This window comes from Rhizobium sp. USDA 3886 (assembly GCF_056279785.1).
Genome location: NZ_JBWCDC010000003.1, coordinates 861,687 through 885,874, shown reverse-complemented (window position 1 = coordinate 885,874; position 24,188 = coordinate 861,687). Strand labels below are relative to the sequence as shown.

The 24,188-nt window shown below is 59.3% G+C and carries 20 protein-coding genes and 1 pseudogene; 13 read left to right on the top strand and 8 right to left on the bottom strand.

What is annotated here, in order from left to right; genetic code table 11:
• Positions 1 to 60: 60 nt before the first annotated feature.
• A complete protein-coding gene (gene melA, locus ACZ9BX_RS27060; RefSeq protein ID WP_476221237.1) occupies positions 61 to 1,527 on the bottom strand; it encodes an alpha-galactosidase in 1,467 nt (488 codons plus the stop codon).
• Between the two features lie 211 nt (positions 1,528 to 1,738).
• Here melA and ACZ9BX_RS27055 point away from each other — a divergent pair, with 211 nt between their 5' ends.
• The 7 genes and pseudogenes from ACZ9BX_RS27055 (at position 1,739) to ACZ9BX_RS27025 (ending at position 10,865) form a co-directional block, all read left to right on the top strand.
• Positions 1,739 to 2,614 carry a helix-turn-helix domain-containing protein gene (locus tag ACZ9BX_RS27055; RefSeq protein WP_476221235.1) on the top strand — a complete coding sequence of 292 codons (876 nt, stop codon included), beginning with the start codon at positions 1,739 to 1,741 and terminating at the stop codon, positions 2,612 to 2,614.
• A gap of 54 nt (positions 2,615 to 2,668) precedes the next feature.
• A pseudogene (locus tag ACZ9BX_RS27050) lies at positions 2,669 to 2,991 on the top strand (hypothetical protein); the annotation flags it as partial.
• A 354-nt stretch (positions 2,992 to 3,345) separates the two neighbouring features.
• Positions 3,346 to 4,629 carry an extracellular solute-binding protein gene (locus ACZ9BX_RS27045; protein WP_476223057.1) on the top strand — a complete coding sequence of 428 codons (1,284 nt, stop codon included), beginning with the start codon at positions 3,346 to 3,348 and terminating at the stop codon, positions 4,627 to 4,629.
• 90 nt (positions 4,630 to 4,719) lie between these two features.
• Positions 4,720 to 5,652, top strand: a complete 933-nt coding sequence (locus tag ACZ9BX_RS27040; RefSeq protein WP_207917197.1) for a carbohydrate ABC transporter permease — start codon at positions 4,720 to 4,722, stop codon at positions 5,650 to 5,652.
• 53 nt (positions 5,653 to 5,705) lie between these two features.
• Positions 5,706 to 6,491 (top strand): carbohydrate ABC transporter permease, encoded by a 786-nt coding sequence (locus ACZ9BX_RS27035; RefSeq protein WP_476223056.1) that lies wholly within the window; start codon positions 5,706 to 5,708, stop codon positions 6,489 to 6,491.
• A 28-nt stretch (positions 6,492 to 6,519) separates the two neighbouring features.
• Entirely contained in the window at positions 6,520 to 9,543 is a 3,024-nt protein-coding gene (locus ACZ9BX_RS27030) for an alpha-mannosidase (protein ID WP_476221234.1), read from the top strand.
• A 152-nt stretch (positions 9,544 to 9,695) separates the two neighbouring features.
• Entirely contained in the window at positions 9,696 to 10,865 is a 1,170-nt protein-coding gene (locus ACZ9BX_RS27025; RefSeq protein WP_476223055.1) for an ROK family transcriptional regulator, read from the top strand.
• Positions 10,866 to 10,922: 57 nt separating this feature from the next.
• Here ACZ9BX_RS27025 and ACZ9BX_RS27020 read toward each other — a convergent pair whose 3' ends face one another.
• A complete protein-coding gene (locus ACZ9BX_RS27020) occupies positions 10,923 to 12,116 on the bottom strand; it encodes an ROK family transcriptional regulator (RefSeq protein WP_476221233.1) in 1,194 nt (397 codons plus the stop codon).
• Positions 12,117 to 12,155: 39 nt separating this feature from the next.
• Positions 12,156 to 12,359: a response regulator transcription factor gene (locus ACZ9BX_RS27015; protein WP_027513532.1), complete on the bottom strand. Its 204-nt coding sequence runs from the start codon at positions 12,357 to 12,359 to the stop codon at positions 12,156 to 12,158.
• Positions 12,360 to 13,155: 796 nt separating this feature from the next.
• Here ACZ9BX_RS27015 and ACZ9BX_RS27010 point away from each other — a divergent pair.
• The 3 genes from ACZ9BX_RS27010 (at position 13,156) to ACZ9BX_RS27000 (ending at position 16,689) form a co-directional block, all read left to right on the top strand.
• Entirely contained in the window at positions 13,156 to 14,106 is a 951-nt protein-coding gene (locus tag ACZ9BX_RS27010; protein WP_100771599.1) for a helix-turn-helix domain-containing protein, read from the top strand.
• Positions 14,107 to 14,538: 432 nt separating this feature from the next.
• Positions 14,539 to 15,369 carry an alpha/beta fold hydrolase gene (locus ACZ9BX_RS27005; protein ID WP_476221230.1) on the top strand — a complete coding sequence of 277 codons (831 nt, stop codon included), beginning with the start codon at positions 14,539 to 14,541 and terminating at the stop codon, positions 15,367 to 15,369.
• 114 nt (positions 15,370 to 15,483) lie between these two features.
• Positions 15,484 to 16,689, top strand: a complete 1,206-nt coding sequence (locus tag ACZ9BX_RS27000; RefSeq protein ID WP_476221228.1) for an NAD(P)/FAD-dependent oxidoreductase — start codon at positions 15,484 to 15,486, stop codon at positions 16,687 to 16,689.
• 606 nt (positions 16,690 to 17,295) lie between these two features.
• On the opposite strand, the gene ACZ9BX_RS26995 is transcribed toward ACZ9BX_RS27000, so the two are convergent.
• The 4 genes from ACZ9BX_RS26995 to ACZ9BX_RS26980 all read right to left on the bottom strand — a co-directional run bounded on the left by ACZ9BX_RS26995 (position 17,296) and on the right by ACZ9BX_RS26980 (position 20,739).
• Entirely contained in the window at positions 17,296 to 18,324 is a 1,029-nt protein-coding gene (locus ACZ9BX_RS26995; protein WP_476221226.1) for a mechanosensitive ion channel family protein, read from the bottom strand.
• A gap of 71 nt (positions 18,325 to 18,395) precedes the next feature.
• Positions 18,396 to 18,821, bottom strand: a complete 426-nt coding sequence (locus tag ACZ9BX_RS26990) for a cupin domain-containing protein (protein ID WP_476221224.1) — start codon at positions 18,819 to 18,821, stop codon at positions 18,396 to 18,398.
• Positions 18,822 to 18,884: 63 nt separating this feature from the next.
• The gene (locus ACZ9BX_RS26985) at positions 18,885 to 19,637 is read right to left on the bottom strand and encodes an SDR family oxidoreductase (RefSeq protein ID WP_476221222.1); all 753 of its coding nucleotides are present in this window, start codon (positions 19,635 to 19,637) and stop codon (positions 18,885 to 18,887) included.
• A gap of 148 nt (positions 19,638 to 19,785) precedes the next feature.
• Positions 19,786 to 20,739 (bottom strand): MBL fold metallo-hydrolase, encoded by a 954-nt coding sequence (locus ACZ9BX_RS26980; protein ID WP_476221220.1) that lies wholly within the window; start codon positions 20,737 to 20,739, stop codon positions 19,786 to 19,788.
• Between the two features lie 14 nt (positions 20,740 to 20,753).
• Here ACZ9BX_RS26980 and ACZ9BX_RS26975 point away from each other — a divergent pair, with 14 nt between their 5' ends.
• The 3 genes from ACZ9BX_RS26975 (at position 20,754) to ACZ9BX_RS26965 (ending at position 21,887) form a co-directional block, all read left to right on the top strand.
• Positions 20,754 to 21,176 (top strand): hypothetical protein, encoded by a 423-nt coding sequence (locus tag ACZ9BX_RS26975; protein WP_476221218.1) that lies wholly within the window; start codon positions 20,754 to 20,756, stop codon positions 21,174 to 21,176.
• A gap of 98 nt (positions 21,177 to 21,274) precedes the next feature.
• Positions 21,275 to 21,580 (top strand): hypothetical protein, encoded by a 306-nt coding sequence (locus ACZ9BX_RS26970; protein WP_027512728.1) that lies wholly within the window; start codon positions 21,275 to 21,277, stop codon positions 21,578 to 21,580.
• A 49-nt stretch (positions 21,581 to 21,629) separates the two neighbouring features.
• A complete protein-coding gene (locus tag ACZ9BX_RS26965; RefSeq protein WP_476223054.1) occupies positions 21,630 to 21,887 on the top strand; it encodes a transposase in 258 nt (85 codons plus the stop codon).
• Positions 21,888 to 22,003: 116 nt separating this feature from the next.
• Here ACZ9BX_RS26965 and ACZ9BX_RS26960 read toward each other — a convergent pair whose 3' ends face one another.
• Complete coding sequence (locus ACZ9BX_RS26960) at positions 22,004 to 24,016, bottom strand: BTAD domain-containing putative transcriptional regulator (protein WP_476221217.1); 2,013 nt, start codon at positions 24,014 to 24,016, stop codon at positions 22,004 to 22,006.
• Positions 24,017 to 24,188 lie beyond the last annotated feature (172 nt).

Sequence of the window (24,188 nt, the reverse complement as noted above, 5' to 3'; positions counted from 1 at the left end):
ACCGGGTCTGACGCGGCGGCTTTCCCTCCCGGAAATCCACCCACGCGACTTCCACGAAATTCAAACGGCCTGTTTCAAGGCCGCCTTTTCGGCGCGCAGCTCCTCGATCGAGCGCACGTTGCGCCGTGCAGCACCCGCCCAATCGCGGGTCTTTACGCTGGACTTCGACAGACGCTCCTGCGCAGCCGGAACGGCGTCGGCATATTGGGGCAGCCAGCGAGCTTGAGCCACGACCATTTCATCGACCATCTGCCAAACCTCTTCGGGTGTCGAGACGGCACCGACCAGCGGGTCGTGCAGCACCGCAAGCTTCAAAAGCTCGATATCGCCGCTGATCGCCGCATGGACGGACATGCGCTGGACATTGATCGACGAGATGCACGTTGCGGCGCAGGCTTCCGGAAGGGTGATGCCGGAGACCATGTTGATGCCGAACCGATCGACGAAGCCAGGCGACTCGATGATCGCATCAGCCGGCAAATTGGTGATGACGCCATTGTTCTTGACATTGAAGTGGCCGCGGTAGACGCGGTTGGTCTCCAGCGCCTCAAGGATATGGCTAGCATGTTCGTTGGAGCGCCTTTCCGGATCAATCGGCTTCGAGGCCGATTCAAGAAACTGCGGGAATTCCGTCTCGAACCAGTTGCGCGTTTCCGTCGAGTGACGGAGATAGCCGCCAGTCTCGCCATGGATCCAGTCGGACATGTCGATCCACTTGGTGATTTCGTCCGGACGCTTGCGGTACCACGGCAGGTATTCGGAAAGGTGCCCGTTGCTTTCCGTCGAATAGACGCCGAAGCGCTTCAGCACATCGATGCGCAGCTTCTCCTGCTGCGAATAGACCGGATGCGCTTCGAAGGCCGCGACGAGTTCGTCCTTGCCGATCTTGCGGCCGTTGAGGCGCAGATCGATGAACCATGTCTGATGGTTGATGCCCGAGCAGATATAGTCGAGTTCCGCCGGCGACTTGGCGCCGAGCACCTCGGCGATCTGTTCGGCCCCGTGCTGCACACCGTGGCACAGGCCGACCGTATCGACCTTGCCATATTCGATCGCAGCCCATGTATTCATCGCCATCGGGTTTGCGTAGTTCAAGAATTTCGCACCCGGTTCTGCGATTTCACGGATGTCCTTGCAGAAATCCAAGATGACCGGAATGTTGCGCTGACCGTAGAGAATGCCGCCGGCGCAGATCGTATCGCCGACGCATTGGTCGATGCCGTATTTCAGCGGAATGCGAATATCGTCGGCATAGGCTTCGAGACCACCGACACGCACGCAGCTGATGATATAGCGCGCGCCTTCGAGCGCTTTGCGGCGGTCAGTCGTTGCGGTGACCCTGGTCGGCAGCTGGTTGGATTCGACGATCTTGTCGAGAATCGCTTTGATCATCTGAAGGTTATGTTCGCTGAGGTCCGTCAGCGCGAATTCGACATCCCTGAATTCCGGAACGCACAGAATGTCCGTGAACAGCTTCTTGGTGAAGCCGACACTGCCCGCACCGATGATAGCGATTTTGAAACTCATAATCTTCACCTCAATCCGATCAGATGCTAGGTAAAGGACGGACAGGGGAGGATAGACCACATGCCGGCACATGCAGCCCGAAAAAGCAAAATAGCGCCTATATTTCCTCCCGGCCGTTCTTTCGACCGCGATCTCTTCCTCTTATGAAAAGCGATTATGCGGATATTCGCGGAGGTGGCCAGAGAAGGATTATGCTTTCGAGGGTAATTTTGTGCTGCAGGATTTGATCGCCAACGGGCAGTCCATGAGGACGGTTTCCCTGCCGCGCGGGCGCCAGCGCTTGCACGCCATGCCGACAAGCGCTGGCTATGAGGTGCGGGAAAACGAGGTCTACGATTGGGACGGCAGGCGCCGCGGCCAGACCCCCTTTACCGTTCTTCAGCATACCATCAGTGGCACCGGCCATCTGCGCTATCAAAACCGCAACTACAGGCTACAAAGCGGCGATACGCTGCTGGTTCTCGTTCCGCACAATCACCGCTACTGGCTCGAAAAGGGCGACCGCTGGGAGTATTTCTGGATATCGATGCATGGCGAGGAGACGCTGAGAATCCACAAGATGGTGCTCGGGCTTGCCGGTCCGGTTTTAAGGCTCCAGCCATCGACCATCGATCATCTCGCCGACTGCAGTCTTCGCCTTGTCAAAGGCGCAACGACGCCCGGGGCGGCGTCCGCAATCGCCTATGAAGCGGCCATGGCGCTTTACGATGATGTCTTCGGCTCACCGGCTTTTGCAGCAGACCTCAGCGCCATGCAGCCGGTGATTGACCATATCCATGCCAATCTCGATCAGCCGTTGCCAGTCAGCGAGCTTGCAGGCATCGTCGGTCTCAGCCGCGCGCATTTTTCCCGCAGCTTCGCCGAAAGCGAAGGCATGCCGCCTGCCGAATATGTGCTTCAGCAAAGGCTGCTGCGCGCGGCAAAGCTTTTGACGAAGGCCGATTTCCTGCCGGTCAAGGAAGTCTCGATCATGTGCGGCTTCGAAGATTCCAACTATTTCTCCAAAGTCTTCCGCCGCGTTTACGGCATCACCCCCACGGAGTTCCGAACCACCGGCATGTATGCAAGCATCGGCAAGGGACGCTAGAAGCCTTGCAAAGGAAGCCGGCGCCGACTCTCGGAACGCGACCCGGAGCAACTGGTCGGGGAGGTTTTCGAAAGCCTGCGCGACGGCGCCAAATGCGCACTCGCCGTCGGCGCCGCTGCGGCGACGGTGGGTATCAGCGTCGGAGCAATTTCTTGATCGCCTTCGTCGGCTGCGTGCTCGGCATCACCTGCCTGGGCTCGGCTCTTTCAGGATTTCTTCTGGTCAGGACGACCTCTTGGGAGAGGGCTTTGTTGGTCGTCGCAGCCATCTTGCTTGTCGTACCCGAGCTGATCTCATCCCTGATTGGCCTTGCCTTGATGTTGCCGGTGGCGGCAAACCAGCTTCTTTCGTGGAAAAAACCGGCTGTTGTCCTGTAGATCCGGCCCGAACGATCCGCCGTGCAGCGAAATGCCCATTGAAGCTCGACAGCGCGATGTCAAATCGCGCCGATCTTTTTCGTCCTGAGAGCTCTGTCCTTGGAGGTCGACCGACCTGACCAGTCCGGGTCGGTTCTGTGACGCCCTCTCCCTACCGCCGGTTCTCTTTCGGGCGAAACCGGTGATAGCAGCTGGGGGCGGCTTGGCGGACCTCGCGGTCCTCCGGGACTAACCTTGACATCAAACGAATGTGACTTAATCTATTTTTTCGGATCCCGAGCCCGTTGTGCTGGAGGCAGCGGCTCAAGTTTGATCCTGACCCTGGGAGGAGAACTCGTGAGGAATACAGCACTCATTCTTGCACTGGCGGCGACCACCGTTTTAGCCGCACCGCATGGCAGCCCGGCACAAGAGGCCATCACGGGCGACGTCGTCGGCAAGCCTGACGCGCCCAACAAGCTGGTTTTCCGGATGACCACGGATGGCCCGCGCAACAACGAGCCGGCTTACGCTCAAGGCTACAGCAAGCTGTTCAATGACTTCATCGCCAAGCATTCCGACTGGCAGATCGAGTTGCAGATGATGTCGGGGGATATCGGTCAGGAACAGGCGCGCATGCTCGAGCAGGCGAAATCGGGATCGGCCCCGGATTGTGCGGCCGTCGACTCATTCGTCCTGCCGCTCTTCAAGAAAGCCGGCGTCCTGCAATCCTTCTCGCCTTACTTTACCAAAGAGGAAATTGACCAGCTCTTCCCATTTATCCGCGAGGGCATAACCGGCTCGGACGGCAACATCTACGCATGGTGGTGGTCGACGGATCTTCGTGTTCTTTACCGCAACAAGGAGATTGTTCCTGATGCGCCGCAGACCTGGGACGATTTGAAGAAGGCGGCGCTCTCCTCGGTCGAGGAGGGAATGGAAGGCGTTCTGTTCAACGGCGGCCGCTATGAAGGAACAACATTCGACTGGCTCGCCAATTTCTGGGCACAAGGCGGCAAATTGGTCGATGACGATGGCAAACCGGTCTTCGGCGAGGGTGAAAATCGCGACAAATTCATCAAGGCCGTCAACTATTATCGCGATCTCGTCGAGTCCGGAGCCGCTCCCAAACGTGTGGCGACCATCGGCGATTACGACGATTTCAATGCAGCGGCTGCGGCCGGGACGACTGCGCTCTTCGTCGGTGGCAACTGGCAATATGCACAGCTCAGGACAGCGCTTGACCCAGATGAATTCGCCAAATGGGGTTTCTCCCCGCTTCCTGGCCCGGCAGCGGACCAGCGATCAACAGGTACAGGCGGCTGGACGGTGGCGGCTTTCAGCAAGGACACTGAAAAAGTGAAGCTCTGCGCAGAACTTGCCCGCGACGTCTATATGGGGCCGGCCAACGCGTTGCAGGAACAGCTTCCGACCCGCGCCGACCTCTATGACAAATACGAGGTGTTCTCGTCAGAGGCCAACAAGACCTTTGCGGCAGCACTCAAGGACGGACAAGCCCGGCCCGGCGCGCCTGTCTATCCTGAAATCTCCAATCAGATTCAGATCATGATGGGCAAGGTGCTGACGGGTACCCAGCCGACCGAGGCAGCCGTGGACGAGGCCTTCAGCGCTTCGCTCAGCGCCTTCAAACGCAGCTAAAATAAGGACCTGGCGGCGTGGACCGAAACCCCGCGCCGCCAGTCAACCTGTGCAAACGCTGCCCAGCGATGAAATGGCCGGACCGGACTGATGATGGATGCAAGCATTGCCGCCAAGAGACCCCGAAGACTCGGCAGGAGAGCCGCCGGACGGCATAGTCCCTTCCCGCTGCCTTGGCTTATGCCGCTCATTCTTGTCCTTGGCGTCTTTTATCTTTACCCCTTGCTGGACGTCTTTCGCTTCGCATTCACCAACGTTTCGCTGCTTGGCAGGGACGAGGAGTATACGCTGCAGACGATCGTCAGCACATTGTCGAAGCCCGAGCTTTTACAAATCCTGTGGGTGACATTCGTATTCACCGCGTCCAGCGTTGTTGCGCAGCAATTTTTCGGGCTTTTCATTGCCTTGATTGTTTTGCACGGCGAGAAGCGCCGGCTCTTCGGCACGACGATCGTGCGAACCACAGCCCTTGTCGCCTGGGTTGTTCCAGGTATTGCCGGCGGCATCATCTGGAAAATGCTCTTCAACGAAGCGCCATTTGGCGGGTTGAACAGCCTTTTGCGCGTGATCGGCGTGCCGGCTGTCCAGTGGCTGTCCGATCCCCACATGGTCATGTGGTCGGTCGTCATTTCCAATGTCTGGCGCGGCACGGCGTTCTCGATGGTCGTGATGTATGCGGCAAGCAAGGCCATCGATCCTGTTCTTTACGAGGCTGCGGACGTTGACGGCGCAAATCCATGGCAGCGGCTGATCTATATCACTCTACCCCAGCTGCGGACCGCGATCCTGGTGAACATGATCCTCATCACAATCCAGACGTTGAACACGTTTGACGCCATCATTTCTCTGACCGGCGGCGGCCCTGGCCGCGCGACCGAGGTTCTCTCGCTATACACCTTCAACGTCGTGTTCCGTAATTACGACCTTGCGGCCGGCGCCGTCCTGTCGATCCTAATGCTCGCAATCAGCCTTGGCCTTGCGCTCGTATATGCTCGTTTTCTGCCAAAAGGAGAACCGTCGTGAGGGCTTCCAGACAAGATCGCATTGGCGATGCTCTGAGCTATCTGTTTCTCGCCATGACGTTTCTTTTCTTCGCCTGGCCCTTGCTTTGGCTGCTGTCGCTCGCGCTGAGAACGCGCAGGGAAATCTTTTTGGGCGTGAGCCGCTTTATCCCGAAGGCACCGACTTTGGAAAATTTCGCCGCCATCTTATCCTCCGACAAGTTCGCGGGGTATCTCTGGAATGCGCTCGTCCTGTCCTCGTGCAGCGCAATCGGCTGCCTGATCGTGGCGCTGCCGGCCGCCTATGCCTTTTCCCGTTTTCCATTTCGCGGCAAAGGACCTTGGATGATGGTCCTGCTTGCCTTTCAGATGATTTCACCGCTTGTTATCATGGTGCCACTTTACCGCTACATGACAGCGCTTCACCTGACCGACAGCCATTTCGGCGCAACGATGGTGTATATTGCACTCGCGGTACCAATGGTGACGTGGATATTGAAGGGCTCAATCGACGGCATTCCGAAAAGCCTCGACGAGGCCGCACTTATTGACGGCTGCAGTCATTTCGCCGTCTTTTGGCGGATCATACTTCCGTTGTCGGCGCCAGGCATCGCCTCAGCCTTCATCATCTCGGTCATCGCCGGCTGGTCGCAGTTTCTCGTCCCATTTCTCCTCATCAGCAAGGAATCGCTCACGCCGATCGGCGTTGGGATATTTCAATACGCCGGAACGCAAAACGACTCCTCCCTCCAGTTGCTGGCGGCCGCCTGTCTTGTATCGGTCCTCCCAGCCATTATTGCCTTTCTCACCCTCCAGCGGCTCATCCTCGGCGCCATGACGGAGGGCGCCGTCAAGGGCTGATATTGCATTCACATCTCAGGATATCATCATGACGCTTACTCTTATCCAACGCCTCGACCGCATTCGCGTCCGTATCGCAGAGCTGGAATACTGGCGTTCGCGCCAAACAATGCAGATAGACGGCTGGACGTTTGAAGGGGAGCCCATCGCAATCGGCGATGCGTGGCCGCGCAAAGATGGTCCCGTGCATTTTTCCGGCGCAACCACCTTGCCCGGCCATTGGCCCCTTGACGATGCTCGGCTCGTGCTCGACCTTGGCGGCGAAGGCCTGATCACGGTCACCGACGAGACCGGGAATGAAACGCGACTTGGCCTTGATCCCTATCATCGGGAATTCCTTGTCCCTTCGCGCAGCATCCGGATCTCTTCCGAAACCGTCGCCCGCCTGCCCTTCGGCGAGCCCGTGCGGCACCCGAGGCTAGAACATGCGGCAGTAATCTGGCTGGACACGGCCGTCGACCGGCTCTGGGTGCTTTTGCGCCAGATCACCGAGGCGGCCGATATCCTCGACGGCCACGAGGCCGTTCCGCATCTCCTGGATATTGCCGAACACGCCATGCGCGGCCTTGACTGGCCGTCGGCCACGGCCGCCTATGTAGCGCGGACGGCGCCTTCGCCGGTGCAACAGAAGATTTGGCAGCTGCCGCCACTCGAGGCCACGCCCGAGGGTCTCAATCAAGGCCAGCGCGCCAGCGTGCTCCAAGCCTACGACACACTTGTTGGACAGCTCAAGCAGCTGCGCGAGCGTTTTCCGCCGCAAGGCGAGATCGCGCTGACCGGCCATGCGCATATCGATCTTGCATGGCTTTGGCCTTACAGTGAAACCCGGCGGAAGATGCGCCGTACTTTTCATACGGCGTTGTCGCTCATGGAGCAGTCCTCCGATTTCCGCTTCAACCAGTCCACGGCCCATTACTACGCGCAGATCGCCGAAGACGATCCGGATTTGCTGGAGCGCATCATCGAGCGGGCGAAGGCAGGCCAATGGGAAACGCTTGGCGGCATGTGGGTCGAACCCGACACCAACATGCCGACCGGCGAGAGCCTCAGCCGGCAAATCCTTTACGGCCAGCGTTATTTCGAACGGACCTTCGGGACTCGCCATACCGTCTGCTGGCTGCCAGATTGCTTTGGTTTTTCCGGCGCCCTGCCCCAGCTTCTTCGTCAGGGCGGCATGAACAGCTTCTTCACGATCAAGGTCAACTGGTCGGAAACCAATCAGTTCCCGGCCGATCTCTTCTGGTGGGAAGGCCTTGATGGGAGCCGGGTTCTCGCCCACACATTCGACAATCCGATGCAGGGTTACAATGGCTTCGTGCGCCCGGACTGCTTCGTGCCGACCTGGAAGAACTTCCGCCAGAAGGACAAGCACAAGGCCACCCTGCTTGCCGTGGGCTACGGCGATGGCGGCGGCGGCGTGACGCCGGAAATGATTATGCGGGAAGAGCAACTGCGCTTCTTCCCGGCTTTGCCGCAAGCACGGTGGACAAAAGTCCACGATTTCTTCGAGGATGCGCACGACACGGCAGCCAAGAAAGACCTGACCGTCTGGCAAGGTGAGATCTACCTCGAACTGCACCGCGCAACCCTTACAAGTCAGAGCACCGTCAAGCGGCTTCACCGCAGAGCAGAGCGCAGTTTGATTACCGCCGAGACGCTGGCCAGCCTTGCCTATCTTCTGGGAGGCGAGCTGCCGGCATCAATGGAGCCGGCATGGCGTGTCGTCTTAAAGAACGAGTTTCATGACATCCTCCCCGGGTCGTCGATCGCCGAGGTCTATACCGATGCCACCAACGAACTCGAGGCAGTCGCAGCAGAGGCGCACTTCGCCCAAGTAGCGGCGATGAAAGCAATAGCTGCGCAGTTGCCGATTGGAGAAGGCAACAATGTTCTGGTCGTCAATCCGTCGCTGTCTGAACGTCCAATCCGCTTGACGCTATCGGATGGAAGCACAGTCTCAGCTGAGGGACAGATTGCGCCCCTTGGCATTGCCGTTCTGGATACCGGATCACTCCAGCCGAAGACCGGCCTTTCGGCCGGGCGCGACCATCTGGAAAACGCTGTCCTGAAAGTGACACTTGCCAACGATGGCTCGATCGCCAGCATTCTGCATAAGCCGACAGGGCGTGAGGCGCTTGACGGGTGCGGCAACCGCCTTTTCGTCTATCCAGCCGATAAGCCGCGCAATTGGGACGCCTGGGATGTCGAGGAAGATTACGCCGCTCGCGGCGAAGAGATCACTGCGCTCGACAGCCTTGAACTGATCGAGAACGGCCCCCATCGCGCGGTGATCAAGATCGTTCGAACCTGGCGCCACTCGCGCATTACGCAGCTTCTGTCGCTTGGTGCCAACGCGCGGCGGCTGGACATACAGACAGAACTTGACTGGCATGACCGGCGTGTCTTCCTTCGCACCCTGACCGGGGTTGCCGTGCGTCACGCGAAGGCGACCTGCGAATGCGCCTACGGGGTCGTGGAACGTCCGACCCATTCGAACACGTCCTGGGATGCGGCGATGTTCGAGGCGCCCGCCCACCGCTTTGCCGATCTTTCGGAGCCCGGCTTCGGCGTTGCCATCCTCAATGACGCAAAGTACGGCCACAGCGTGCGCGGCAACGTCCTGGGCCTCTCCCTCCTGCGCGCGCCGATCTATCCAGATCCCCTCGCCGACGAAGGCATCCAGACCTTTATCTATTCGCTGATGCCGCACGAAGGCGCGTGGTACGAGGGCGGCGTGAGGGAGGAAGCCGAAGACCTAAACCAGCCTCTATTAACGATCCCGGTTGCCGATCGCGCAACGGGCAGGTGGCAGCCACTCGCAACGGCTGGCATTGATGCTGCGCTGTCCGCCGTCAAATCTTCGGAGGACCGTGACGGCCTCATCGTGCGCGTGTACGAACCGGCGGGACGCCGCGGGAATTTTGAGGTATGTCTTCCGGAGCGTTGGCAGAACAAGGGCGTCGTCAGTATCCTGGAAGAACCGATGGATAAGGTCCCGAATGCCGGTTTGCGGCCCTTTGAGGTCAAAAGCTGGCGCATAACCAAGACGTGATGCGACACCGGTCGATGCAAGAGGTCCTCGACCGCTTTTCGCATGCAGGACAATCGCCTAGTCTCCGTCCGGATTGGATCAGGCGGGAAGGGACACCGGGATTGATATTGTCGGGCTCGAATACGGAGCAGGCTGCAGCCGCTAATCGTGCGATGATTCTCGCTGCGATTCATCGCGGCGCCCCGATCTCGCGCACGGAGCTTGCCCACCAATCGCGATTGACGAAGCAGGCCGTGACCCGCATCGTGGACCGTTTGCTCGATGAAGGGCTCGTTATGGAGGCACGGCGCAGGCACGGCCTTCGGGGACAACCTGCCATCGAGCTGGAGATCGATCCCGAAGGAGTGTTTTCGGTCGGCGCGAATATCGATCGCGATCACCTGACGGTCGTCGCTGTGGATGCGGCCGGCACGGTACGCGGACGCATCCATCACGAAAGGCGTTTTCTGTTACCGGACGACTTCGTGGGCTTGATGGCAGATGCACTATCCTCCTTCCGCCGCCGCAGGGTCATCGAAGAAGCTCGTCTGGCGGGAGTTGGCCTTGCTATTCCTGACTGGCTCGGAGAGGTTAAAGTCATCGGCTTTCCATCAGAATACCGGCAATGGAATGGCTATGACGTGCGCGGCGCGCTGGAGGCAATGTCCGATCACCCAGTGTTCATCGACAATGATGCCAACGCAGCTGCGCTCGGTGAAATCGAGTATGGTCTCGGCACGGAAATCGGTAGCTTCTTCTACATCCTCGCCAATGCCTGTCTTGGCGGCAGCCTCGTCATAGATGGGGTCCGTCATAAGGGAGCCAGCGGAATCGGTGGAGAAATCGGGTGGCTGCCGGTCGTCTTTGACGATGGCCCGTTTGCGGGCAGCACGCAACCACTTGGCGAAATGTTCTCGCTCTTTATCCTCTTCGACTATCTCGGGCGCAATGGCATCAAGGCGACAACACCGGGAGATCTTCTCAACCTTGACGAGGGGGGACGCAACCTCGTCAGTGGCTGGCTGCGAAAGATCAGCATCAAGCTTGCCCAAGCAATTGTCGATATCGGCTTGATCGTCGACCCGGAAGGCGTTCTCATCGGCGGCCGCTTTCCTGTTCGCCTCATTGATGAACTGCTCGTCTACGTCCACGAGGAGATTACCCGGCTTGGCGCACGAGCGCCGTCCCTTCACCGGGCAGCAGGCTCTGAAGATGCCGCAGCTCTCGGTGCTGCTGCGATCCCGCTCGCTCATCGTCTTGGGTTGCCCTCCGCCGAACCGGGTCAAAGATTTCGAAATCCAATCAGCAGCCGGCAGGCCCAGGACCCGATCACGGTCACATGACAGTTGGCAGTGCCGCTCAACGGTCGGGCGGCGGGGAGGTCATGGACGGGTATCGGGTTAAAGTGTCTCGGAGAACGGACGCAATGCGGCGCCGACGGCGACCCCTGCCCGAGGAAAGGAAGCACGCCGCACGGACGGTATCCAAGGCGCAATCACGAGATCGCGAATTTTATCGTCCCGTTCACGCGACAAGCGCGCAATGATTGCCTCAAAAACATCATCGGGCAGAGCACCACCGATGAGGATGGCGCCCGGAGCGATAAATCCTGAAATCGCCAGGACCATCTCATGAAGATGCCGCGCTGCAATCGCAACCCAGGCATCTGGTTCACCCGGGTGGGCTGCAAGGTGCTTTTTGAGCGAGGGCAAGCTCGCGACGTCGTTTAGGCTCGCGCCGTCAACACCCGAGCACATATCGCCGATCTGGCCGGCCAATCCGTGGAAACCGCGGAACGGCCGCCCTCCGATCAAAAGTCCGGCGCGAACAGTCTCGTCGACGATGATGATCACCAGGCCACCTTCGCGGTCGCCAATGCCGAGCATACGCTCGGCATTGATCGCCGCCTCGGTGTCACCAAGAAAAAAGAGCGGGCCGACCTCCCGTTCAAGCGTATCCTCGATAGCTCTCCGATCGAGAGGGAACTCGGTTGCAAGGGCAATGCCGCATCCGAGCAGTTTGCCCGAAGTGCCAGCGGCACGCCGGATGTGCAAAACAGCGTCATTGATCCCTTCGGGTCCTGTGAAGGCGCGCTGCTGAAGAATCTTACCTGCAAGATCCATCATGACAGTTTCGCCACCATCCGCACCGAGGCGAATTCCCAGGGAATATGCGGCGTCGGCTCGCAACGAGAACTCAACCGCTGTGTAATGCGCAGTTGTGGGCCGCTTTTGCCCGCTGACCAGGCCCGCATCGGCCAGCCGGCGCATGATCCCCGTTATCGCTGGCTCCGTGAGCCCAAGATGCCTGGAAAGTTCCTGGCGGGTAAGCGGCCCAAAGCGGCGCAGGAGCCCCAAGGCCGTTCGCGAATTGTGGTCTGCAATGTCAACCGGGCTGATGCCTGGACGATCATCATTGCGATCCCGTCCTTTAGATGCGCCAGATACCGAAAGCCGCCGTCCTGTTTTCAAATCAAGCCATTCCCGATACGATTGCCTATGCAATACTGGGTCTTCGCCTGCATCAAAATGAAAAAATGCGTTCACGGGCATACCGCAGGGTTGGCGCGGCAAGGCGGAGACGACGCCAGTCATCTCTAGGAGCACGTTTCCGGGACAGCGTGATGCATTTCATCACTCAATCACGCCTGTCCGTAGCGCCGCCGCCACCAGAGCCGTGTCCTTGTAGACTGCAAATGTATCCTTCAGCGATTCGATATGCGTTCGCACGGTATGCACCGAGCAGCCGAGGATGATCGCAATCTCCTGCGCGCTCTTTCCGTCGCACATGAGCGTCAAGATTTCCCTCTCTCGCTTGGTGATGTGGATCTCGTTCAAGTTTTTCCTCTTCGCTTAGCACTTTGCTTGCCCCTATAGATATAGGGTGATCGTGCGGTCGCCGGAAAAAGAGCAAGCCCGTTTTTGTAAGCGCGCCTATCCAAAATAGTTGCCATAGAGCCAAATAGTGACAGAAAACTCCCCACGCCGCCGGGCAATTTCGACGACCACACTTTCAGTGGCCGGCTTGCGGAAATGAGCCTCTGCCCGACGAAAGCACCCTCGAGGGTCGCCCCTGGCTAAGGAAACAAAGCGTTGCATTCCCTCGCCTTGAACGGATTGGGATCGCCGACCCGTTATTTCGACCAGATGCGATCACAGTGAATTATGGCACTGTGGCCTGAACACACGCCATCGAATTGCCGGTTCAATGTCCGTGCGCTGGCAATTCCCTTCATTCGATAGGCTCTTGCCGGTGTTTCACTGATCTCAAAGAGCTCGCACATCGGCTACGGCCATTCACCATCGTCTCTCGTGACACGCCTGACCGTTTCCACTCTTACCGCAATGCGTTGGCACACATCGCGTCACACGATTGTCGTCGGCGGCTCCCAGAACGAGGCCAAATCGCGAACGCAACCTATCCTGGAGAATAGGTTTCGCCCTCGAAAAATCTTGATATCCTCGCTGCATCTAGCAACGCGCGAATAACCAGAGCACAGCGGAATTGCTCAGGACATGGGGATGTCATGCGTAATAAGACTAACAGGGCTGGCCACTATAGGCGGGTGCTCGACGAGCTGGCAATTGTTGCAAGAATCGCACGCAAGCAGCGCCAATCGATGAGCACGCATCCATGAGCTTGTCTTCCCCCTCCGATCCTCTCGAGAGCTTGCCGGCTGAGACAATCGGCGCGCGTCGGGAGGAAATGCCGGCCGCCGATCAGAATCCTGCTAACGAGATGTCGCGCGTTCTGAGGACTGCGCCAATTCATCTTGCGGCGGACCCCTCCGGCGGTGCAATCGCGCACTGGAATCACGACCCATTGCATGACGTCGTCGAGCCCATGACCGACCACGTCATCATGGCTTACAACGGCGTGATACAGCGCATGGAACGGCGGTCCGGAAGATCGATCGAGAGCGGAACGTTTCGTCGCGGGGTTGTGATCATCATCCCGGCTGGATCAAGCTCCCGATGGGATATTCCAAAACCGGTTGATGTCGTTCAGCTCTATCTTCCCCGCACGACACTGACGCGCATTGCCGACGAAACCGATACTTTCACGCCGACCGATCTCTTGGAGCGAACGGCGCATCCGGACCTCATTACATCCCGATTGCTCCTGAGCGCAGCCGATGTCCTGGAAGGCAATACGGCACTGGATACACTGTTCAGGCAGCAGTTGACTGACCTTCTGGCCACGCGCCTGCTGGCTGCGCACACCGGCAAGGCACCGAGCTATCAGCCGGCGCTGGGCGGCCTCGCGCCGAGCGTGCTGCGCCGGGCGATCGAACGATTGCGGTCGGACGCCGACGCGGACGTCTCCCTCGGGGCCCTCGCTGCCGATTCCGGGTTGTCGCGTTTTCATTTCTGTCGCGCCTTCAAGGAAAGCACAGGGCTTTCGCCTCACAACTGGCTCCGTCAATATCGGCTCGAGCAGGCCATAAACATGCTACGTGATCCTCAAAATTCGATCGCGTTGGTCGCGGCCTCCCTCGGTTATGCCTCGCAAACAGCATTTGCAGCTGCATTCCGAAAATTGACCGGTGAAACACCGACCGATTGGCGGCGGCGCCACGGCTGACCGCAATCTTCTTTCGCCTCGCCTCAGATTCCGGACTGTCGCGTTCTCCGCTGCGACGTCATCGGCTCGAACAAGCACGACACGCCGCGCGATTCCACTGGCATGGCGTTGGTCGCGGCCCCACTTGACTGCGCCTCGCAAACAGCCTTGGCCGCCGCATTTCGAAAGCTAACCGGTAAAGCGCCGGGCGATGCGCGGCGCGCATCCGCTAACCGCAATTGCTCTGCAATGGCGCCAATCCCTCTGGCGCAGCCGCAGACCTGTTTCGCTAAAACACCATTGCGCCCATACCAACGGATCCTGCGGAGACAAAGGATGGTCTGGGCACCGATTACGGGTCAATCGCAACGAAGCGACCCGTAGCGGCTTGCATACCCGATTTTAGCAACTGTCCGTCCGATTCGATGACGGGCCCTACAAAGGATCAGCACAATGACCTCCATTACAACCAGCGACGGTGTTCAACTTTTTTACAAGGACTGGGGACCGAAGTCCGCTCAGCCGATCGTCTTTCACCACGGCTGGCCGCTCAGCTCCGACGATTGGGATAATCAAATGCTCTTCTTCCTCGGCAAGGGCTTTCGCGTGATCGCTCATGATCGCCGCGGTCATGGCCGATCGAGCCAGGTGAGCGACGGTCATGACATGGATCACTACGCCTCCGATGCTGCCGCAATGATCGACTATCTCGATCTTCACAACGCGATCCATGTCGGCCACTCTACCGGCGGCGGTGAAGCCGCGCGGTATGTCGCGCGGTATGGCAAGGGTCGCGTTGCCAAACTGATCCTGATTGCTGCCGTGCCGCCATTGATGTTGAAAACCGCCGCCAATCCAGGCGGTTTGCCGATCGAGGCATTCGACGGATTGCGCAGTCAGCTGGCTGCCAACCGTTCGCAGTTCTATCGCGATTTTCCGAGCGGCCCCTTCTACGGCTACAACCGCCCGGGTGCCGAGCCTTCGCAGGCGGTCATCTCAAATTGGTGGCGTCAGGGCATGATGGGCGGCGCGAAAGCACATTACGACGGCATCAAGGCATTCTCAGAGACGGATTTCACCGAGGACCTGAAGAGCATCACCGTGCCGACGCTCGTGTTGCATGGCGATGACGACCAGATCGTTCCCATCGGTGCCGCCGCTCTGTTGTCGGCGAAGCTCCTGCAGGCGGCCACGCTGAAAATCTACGAGAAACTGCCGCATGGGCTGTGCACGACCCATGCAGATGTCGTCAATGCCGACATGCTGGCCTTCATCACGGCCTGAGCGACGTCGCTTCACCAATCCGCGCGCCATCGATTGCCGACCACCTCGCCGCCCATCAGGAGCGGCGACGGTGACGCGCGGCCCATTGAAACTACAAACAACGGAGTGAATAACATGAGACTTGTGATCGTGGGCGCCGGCTTCGCCGGCATGTACGCCGCACTTTCCTCAGCCCGCCTGCGCGATATCGAAGGCATTTCGCCCGAAGAACTCGAAATCGCGCTCGTGTCCCCGGAACCGACGCTCGTCATCCGCCCCCGGCTTTATGAGCCGAAACCCGAGACCCTGACGGCACCTCTGCAGGATGTATTTGACGCCATCGATGTCGCCTACATACAGGGCAGCGTCGAAGCGATCGACACGAAGGCCCGCACCGCAGACGTCGTCAATGCCAAGGGCGAACGAAAGAGCCTTCAGTATCATCGCCTTGTACTCGCCACGGGCAGCCGGCTGTTCCGCCCGAATATTCCGGGCCTTGCCGAATACGCCTTCAGCATCGACAACATCGATGACGCCATTGCCCTCGATCGCCACCTCCACGCGCTTGCGAAGATGCCGGCCTCGGCCGCGCGCGACACCATCGTTGTTGCGGGCGCCGGTTTCACAGGTATCGAGGCGGCGACCGAGATGCCTTCGCGGCTAAGAACCCTGTTCGACAAAACCGCCAATCCGCGCGTAATCATCGTCGACCGCAGCAGCGCAGTCGCCCCCGACATGGGCGAAGGTCCGCGCCCGATCATCGAGGAGGCACTGCGCAAGCTCGGCGTGGAAACGCGGCTCAATGCCGGCGTTTCATCGCTGGATAAATCCGGCGTTACGCTGAGCACCGGCGAGCATATCGAAACCATGACAGTGATCTGGGCGGCAGGCATGCGGGCCAATCCGCTAACCACCAAAATTCCCGGCGAGCGTGACAAGTTCGACCGGCTGTTGGTCGATGGCTGCCTGCGCGTGCCGTCCGTGCCCGGTGTCTTCGCCACCGGGGATGCGGCTCGCGCCGCTTGCGACGACTTCGGCAACTATGCACTGATGTCGTGCCAGCACGCCACTCGCATGGGCGCCTTCGCGGGCAACAATGCCGCCGCTGAACTGCTGGGCGTGCAGGCACGGCAATATCATCAGGAAGCCTATGTCACCTGCCTTGACCTTGCCGATGCCGGAGCCCTCTTTACCCGAGGCTGGGATCGCAAAGTGGAGATGGTCGGCGAGAAAGCAAAGGCGACCAAGCAGGAAATCAACACCGTCTGGATCTATCCGCCGCAGCCCGAGCGCGCCGCTGCGCTGGCTTCCGCCGATCCGGAGCGTGTGACGGACCTCTGATCGCATCACGACACGAGCTGCGCTCTCTGCAAGAGCGCGGCTTGCCATATTCAGGCCTGCTCGTGAGGCGTGCCGTCAATTCATCGGTTCCCGTCGGTCGCGACATGGAGCTTGGTGCCTGAGCCTGCCTTGAAACGCTCCCAGACCTTCGGCATCCGGCCCTTTTGCCTGCATGCGCCTGGCATGCTGATGAGCGCGAATGATTGTGGCATTCACGCACAACCATTCGAAATCACCATCATGGCTGAGGCTGTCAAAGGGATCCTGCAGCACGCCCCGCTCCGCCCAGTCAATAGTGGTGCCGCTTGACAGCGTGACAATCGCCAATCGCTCTGGCAGGTCGCGCCAGCGCGCACCCGAACGGCCATCCAGAACATCGCATCCATAAAGCGTCTGTTATCGGTTCGCGGCCCTCGCTTTGCCGCGGCAGCCACCGGACATCAGGGCGCATCTTCAGCTCGCGGTCTTATGAAATAACGCAACCTGATGAATGATTTTTCGAAAGATTCAAATTCTTACCCAACTAGATACGGCAAATGCGCGATTTTCTCGCATCCATCCGGCTCGCCTCAATCGTATCTGGCTACGATCTTATGAGACGGTATCCTAGACCGGCCGGGATGAATGCGTGTCGTTACTCACGGCAGGGTATTGGTTGCCGATCAGTGCCGGTACGAAAGCGAGGCCTTCGGCAGGCATGGCCAGCGAAAGCCCGCTTGCTCTGCATTGGTCATGAAGCAAGTCGACGATCTCGTTCCTGGCCGGCGTTCGGATGGCGACGCTGTCGACGCGAAACTGCAGCTCGACTTCGATGGCAATCGCGTCGATGGCTTTGATGGCAACGACCGGCGGCGGGTTCTTGATGATTAGGACGCTGGCTTGCAGCACCGACCGCATGACTTCCTCGACAAGGCGTGGTCTTTGCGTTGCAGCGATGCGCACACGCAACGTGATCTGGTGGGTCTCGTCAGGGCGGCTGAGATTTGTCACGCCCTGCTTTGCCAGGATGCTGTTCGGTAGCACGACGACATTGTGCGTAACGGTCAGCAGGTTGGTGGAGCGCCAGTTGGTTTCGATGACGCGGCCCTCAGTGCCGTCGGTCAACTGGACCCAGTCGCCTAATGCATGGGCCCTGCCGAGTGTCAGCGCGATGCCGGAAAAGACATCGCCGAGCGTGTTCTGTAACGCAAGACCGAAGATGACGGCTATGACGCCCGAGGTCGCAACCAAGGTGCCGACCGGCATGCCGAAGACGAAACCGATGACGGAAAGCGCCACGCCTAGATAGATGACCGCAATGGCCATATCCTGGATGAGATGTGCTTCCCGTGGCTTGCGGTTCAATCTGACGTAGATCTGGATGAAGCCGATGATCGTCCAGGCGAGATGGGTCCACCACAGGATTCTGGCCGATTTGGAAAGCAGCGCGCCAAAACCCTGCGTATAGATACCGTCGGGTCGGTGCGGAGCGATGCCCGCCATAAAGAGCACGAGGCTCATGCCGGTAAAGAACAGGATCTGGACGATCAAGCGGCCCGTCGGACGGTTGCCGCCCTGGATGTGCCACACGACGATGCCGGCAATTCCCAGAAGGTTGACCAGAACAAGCGGCACGAAATTGTCATCACCAAACATGGCAGGAATCACCGATTATGGTTGCGTCAAAGAGCGGCCGGGCACCGGCACTGCAGGCCCGGCCTGATAGCCTATTTCCTGATCGGGAATGTCAGTTCTTGCTGGGCGCTATCGACGACGAAGACTGCAAGCAGCCTTGCCGGTTTGGTCTTGCTGGCGTTTTCGCTGACACCGTGGCGATCGCCCGGCAATTCCGAAAAGCTTTCACCGGCCTTATACACCGTGACGGGGCCGTCATTGACCTGACTGCGGATCGCGCCTTCGAAGACGGTCGCATAAATGAAGGCGGATGCTGGATGCGTATGGCCCTCCGAGAAGCCGCCGGGAGCATATTCGACGAGAACGCCCTTCATGCTCTTGCCTGGAACGTTCGGCAGTTCATGCTCATAGACCAGCGTAACCTTCGCGCCCTCGCCGCCACCCGGCGTATCATGTGCAAGAGCCGAACCTGATAGGAGAGCCGTCAACGCAACGGCAAAATGCAATGACTTGATCATGTCTATCGTCCTTTCGTTGACTGAGGCACCGGCCCGCCTCTGAGGCGGGCCATATGCGAGTCGTTATCTTCTGGGTGCTGTCGCAAACCAATCATCGAAACCGATGCGGCCGATGCGTGGTTGATTGTCCGAAACGAGTGAACCGTCTTCCAGTTTGGTCCCGAAATAGCGGGCATCCGGATCCGCGATAACGGTGCGGGAATCTCCGATCGCCTTGAGGTATCGCGCGGCGAAATCGCAGAGTCGCGCGCGCTCGGGGCCGCAGATTTCGACGATGCCGTTCGTCGGCGCGGCAAGGGCCGCGTCCGTTACGAAATCGGCGACGTCGTCGGACGCGATCGGCTGCAGGGAACCCGTCGACAGGCGGGCCGTGTTACCAACCGTGCCCTCCTGGGCAATGCCGCCGAGAAACTCCATGAACTGTGTGGAACGCACGATAGTATAGGGAACGCCGCCTGCCCGGATGATCTTTTCCTGGGCGACCTTGGCTCGAAGATAGCCGCTATCCGGCAACCGATCCGTGCCGACGATGGAAAGCGCGACGTGGTGTTTCACGCCGGCCTCGATTTCCGCTGCCATCAGGTTCTTGCCCGCCGTCTGAAAGAATTCGAGCACGGCCTTATCCTCGAAGGATGGCGAGTTCGCGAGGTCTATCACCACCTCGGTATTCTTCAGCGCTTCCGCCAAGCCCTCTCCGGTGAGGGTATTGACGCCGGTTTTCGGGGCGGCAGCAATGACGTCATGCCCCTTCTTGCGCAAGCGCTCTGCAGTCTTGGAACCGATCAGGCCGGTTCCGCCGATAATTACGATTTTCATAAGATGCTCCATTTGCTGCGCGCCCATGCGGTGCGCGTGGTTCAATAGGTGGATTGGTGAAGGCCTGGTTGAAGCTCGGGCTTGAAGGCCGAGCTGGACACGGCCCTCAAGGATGCACGCTCTGGTTCGGCCTTAATTCAACATGCGATCAGTAGTCCCAGAAGACCGGTACCCAACGAAAGGCGTTGCCGTCGACTGCGACATGGCCAACGGAAGGAAACGGCATATGAGTTGCCACCAGCAGTTCGCCGGTCGCTGCCAGCTCCTGCAAAAGCCGGACCCGAACGCGGGCAGCCTCCTCGGGGTCATGTTCGAAACCGTTGTGCCAGTCGGGGTGATCGAAGCCGACCGCGAACACGGCGTCGCCGGCAAACATCAGCCGGTCGTTGCCTGAGGCCACGCGGACGACGCTGTGCCCGGGGGTGTGGCCGCCGGTCCGAGAGACGACGACGCCCGGCGCCACCTCGTGCTCATCCTCGAACAACCGCAGCTGGCTCTGGTACTCTTTGCTGAACCGCTTGGCGGCCGCCCGAAGCGCGTCCGGGAAGCCCGCCGGCATCGAGACGCGAGAGAAATCGGGCGACTCCCAAAATTTGACCTCGGCAGCGGCCACATGGATCCGCAGGTCCGGATTCAGCCGTTCCTTCACCCCGTCGACGAGCAGCCCGCCAACGTGGTCCATGTGCATGTGGGTCAGCACCACGTCGGTCACGGATGCAAGATCAATGCCGGCGGCCTCCAGTCGCTTTATCAACTGCCCGGCCCGCGGCAGGTTCAAGTCCGGGTCGAGTCCCAGCCCAGCGTCGATGAGTATGGTCTGCCCGCCGCTGCGCACGACGACCACGTTCAGCGCCCAGTCGAAGGCGTCTGGCGGCAGGAACATGTCGCCCAGCCAGGCAGCCCGGGCGGCCGGGTCGGCGTTGTGGCCCAACATCACGGTTGGAAGCGGCAGCACTCCATCGCTGACAACCAGCACGTCAATCTCGCCGATCCGCACCGCGTAGCGCGACGGAACCAGTTCGCCAGAGCCCGGTTTACCGGGATGTGAGGTGTTGTCCAGTTTCATGCTTGCCTCCTGAGTGTTGTTGATCATCTGGTTCATCTTTGAAAACTCCTTTGTTCTATCTTGGTGCTAGATCCAGGGTGGCTTACGCTTCCTGGAGGGGAAGCGCCGTCAAGCTGGTGAAGTCTTTAGCGATCGGCGACACACTCGTTGCTGGTGTGTCCTGTAATGATCTAGCGAAACCGATCTGCGGCTGCGCCAGAACGATTGCTGCCGCTGTAGAGCAATTGCTGCTGCCGCATGCGCATGCGGCAATCGCCCGTGGTTTCGCCAGTCAGTTGAATGTGGCTGCGAGAGAAACGTCCGGCAATCATCCTCAAAGACATCCTGATCTTCGGGATCGTCCTGCGGCCTTCCAAGCCTTCGCGATCAACATCCCGGGGCCGTTGACTGAGGCTCGGCGGCCCTTTCGCAACGAATTCTCGCAGCTCGCGAACATCGTTCCCGGCTACCACCGACCGTGGGTTGATCCCTGATCGGACATCGATAGAGGATGGGTTGTGCAAAGTTTGAGTTGACCGTTTTCGATGGCGAGGCGACATTCGGAACCTGTAGCAAGGCAGGAGGAAAAACGATGGACAAGCCAGACCGTTGGCGCCATATGGCAAGCGCACCGAAAGACGGTAGTCGGATCCTGGTCACAATCCGCCCGTCCGAACAGGGTCCGGCAGAAGTTGACCTCGCGTATTGGTCGAATGGCGATCAGTTTGGGGGAGAAGGCTGGCGCGCGTCTGATTCCTCGCCCGGGCAGATCATCGAATATGCCGAACCGGAATTGAAGTGTTGGATGCCGATGCCCTCGGCCAACCTCAGTCGCACCTCGATGCCCTCACCCTGGGAAGGAGACGACGACCACCACCTCGACGGATCAGGGATTTAAAAACTCGCGCCGAATTAACAGTGGTTCCTGCCTTCGCTAGGAGGTCCAGATTGTCGTCCGCCACTGCACGGACCCCAATCGACTCTCAAACCACGTTGCAGACCCGTATGCGATCAGCCTTCGCTGCCGCAAGCGGATCGAGGAAATATTTGGTGTCAAGACGACGGCCGGCCTAGCGCAGCTCAAGGTGCGCGGACTGGACAAGGTGGAGGCAGACTTCAGCTTTGCCCTTGCCACCTACAACATCATACGCCTTCCTAAATTGATACGATCGATGGGCGAAGTGTGTCTTGTGGGAGGCAAATAGGCCCTGTTGGAAACGATGACTTTGATATCAACATATACCCGATGATGGCATTTTTTAAGAAGGCTACCTGTGCAAGCGATTTGTCCGTGAAGATCTCGCCTCGCGCCGCTGTGGCGTTACTCGGGCAGTCCGGCCCTCCAAAGAGCATCGATGTAGCGATCACGATCGTCCGGTCGCCGGAACGGTGGTAGCACATCGACAAGATTCGAAAGCCGGAGCGCCGGATCGAATTCGCATATACGAGCGATCATGTCCTGTGCTTCTGCAAGCCGCCCTGCCAAGGCATTTCCCGCCGCCACGACACGCATCGCGCTCGGGTAGTTCGGCTGGTGCCGCAACGACTTCCCCGCCCAGGCGACAGCCTCATCGTAGCGGCCAGCACAAAAATGAGCGAGCCCGGTATTGAACTGCCAAGCGAACAGGCGTGGATCAAATGGGCTTAGGCGCATGGCAAGCGCGGCGTGTTCGACGGCCTTTTCCGGTTCGCCCAGGCAAGCCTTCACCCAGCTGCTCACGCCCAAAGCAGCGGCCAAGTTCGGGTTGAGTAAGAGTGCTCGATCGATACAAGCGGCACTCTCGTCAAGATCACCGCCTACATAACCGAGGACGTATCCACCGTAGGAGAGCGCAATCGCATCATCCCTGCCGAGTTCAACCGCCCTCCTGGCCAGTCGAGTAGCTTCGGCAATCTCCTCTGCGGGATTGACCATCCAGCCGTTGCTCTTTCGGGTCGCGTAGCACCGGGCCGCCCGGGCGTAAGCGATTGCGAACTCAGGATCATGGTCGGCTGCCTTCATGAAGAGCCGCAAAGCATCGTCAATGACAGATCTACTCGTAATCGTCCGGTCAAAGGCCGCCAGGCCGCGAAGATAGTAGTCGTAAGCGTCGAGGCTCTCTGTCGGTTTGCGTTTGGCGCGCTCGATCTCAGCCTCCTCTAGTCTCGGTGTTATTGCGCCCACGATACTTGATGCGACCTGATCTTGAAGATCGAATACATTCGCCACAGTTCCGTCGAAACGATCGGCCCAAAGGTGTGCACCCGTCGAGGTGTCGATGAGCTGCCCGGCAATGCGCAGGCGGTCAGCAGTCCGGCGCACGCTTCCCTCAACCACATAGCGTACGTCCAGCTCGCGCCCGACCTGCTTTATGTCGACGGCCCGTCCTTTGTACGCGAAGCTCGAATTCCGTGCGATGACGTACAAGTGTCGAAATTGCGCCAGGGCGATGATGATGTCTTCCACTATGCCGTCGGCAAAATATTCCTGCTCCATATCGCCGCTTAAATTCTGAAACGGCAACACCGCAACCGACGGCCGATCGTGATGCTTCGTCGAAACTGAGAAGGCCTGCGGCTGCGAAACAACGTCGGGTCCCGGTGTGATCCGCTGATATTCGGGTCTCGCCCGTGATTGCAGCGAAGGCGCTAGGGAGGCCGTCAGCGCCTCGGGTTCGGCGCCTAGATGCTTCTGCAGGAGAGCCCGACAGGACTCCAACTGGCGCAAGGCCGCGTTTTCGTGACCCCTGAGAGCGTGGATCCGGATCAACGCGCGATGGGCGGCCTCCACGGTCGGATCCGCGGCAAGCAGCCTCTCCGCGAGCCCTTCGCAGGCTGATTCTTCCGCGGAGCCAGGCTCGGAAAGCGCAAGGCTCAGCCGCTCCACCAGCTGCTGCGCCTTCCGTTGATATATGCCCTGGTAGGGTCCGAACCATTCATCCAGTCCGTCCGGAATGGATTCCCCTGCAAGCAACTCACCGCGATAAAGATCCGCAGCGAAGGCGAGATCGGCGGGCCGGCCGTCCCCCAGTTTCCGGTCGAAGATCGAAATATCCGCTTCATCCGGACCGGCAATCAACGCGACGGCATTCTGATCTCCATCGATGTAGACGCCGGCATCCTTGTCGGCCGGGAACGACCGCCTGATGTCGACCAGGGCTTGCCGCAAACTACTGCGGGCCTGCCCATTGCTTCGTCCCGGCCAGAAGGCTTCACAAAGCTGTTCCCGACGATAGCCGCGGCGGCCTCCGAGGACCAGGGCAGCAAAAAGAAGCGAAGTCTTGCGCGTGGCAAAGCGGATTTGCCGGAGTTCCGGAGAAGTAACTTCAAGGCCGCCCAGCAACCTGATGCGCACTGATCCTCTCCAGACTTTGACCGCCAAGGCAAACAGCATTTCTGCGAATAGATTTAACACCGATTTAGCGGCGGCTGTCGAACTTTTACTTTTGGTTCACGGATAGCCGAACGGTCAGAAAATAGCCCCGTGGCACTCTCCCATCCGCAAATCTCAAAAATGGGAGACTGAA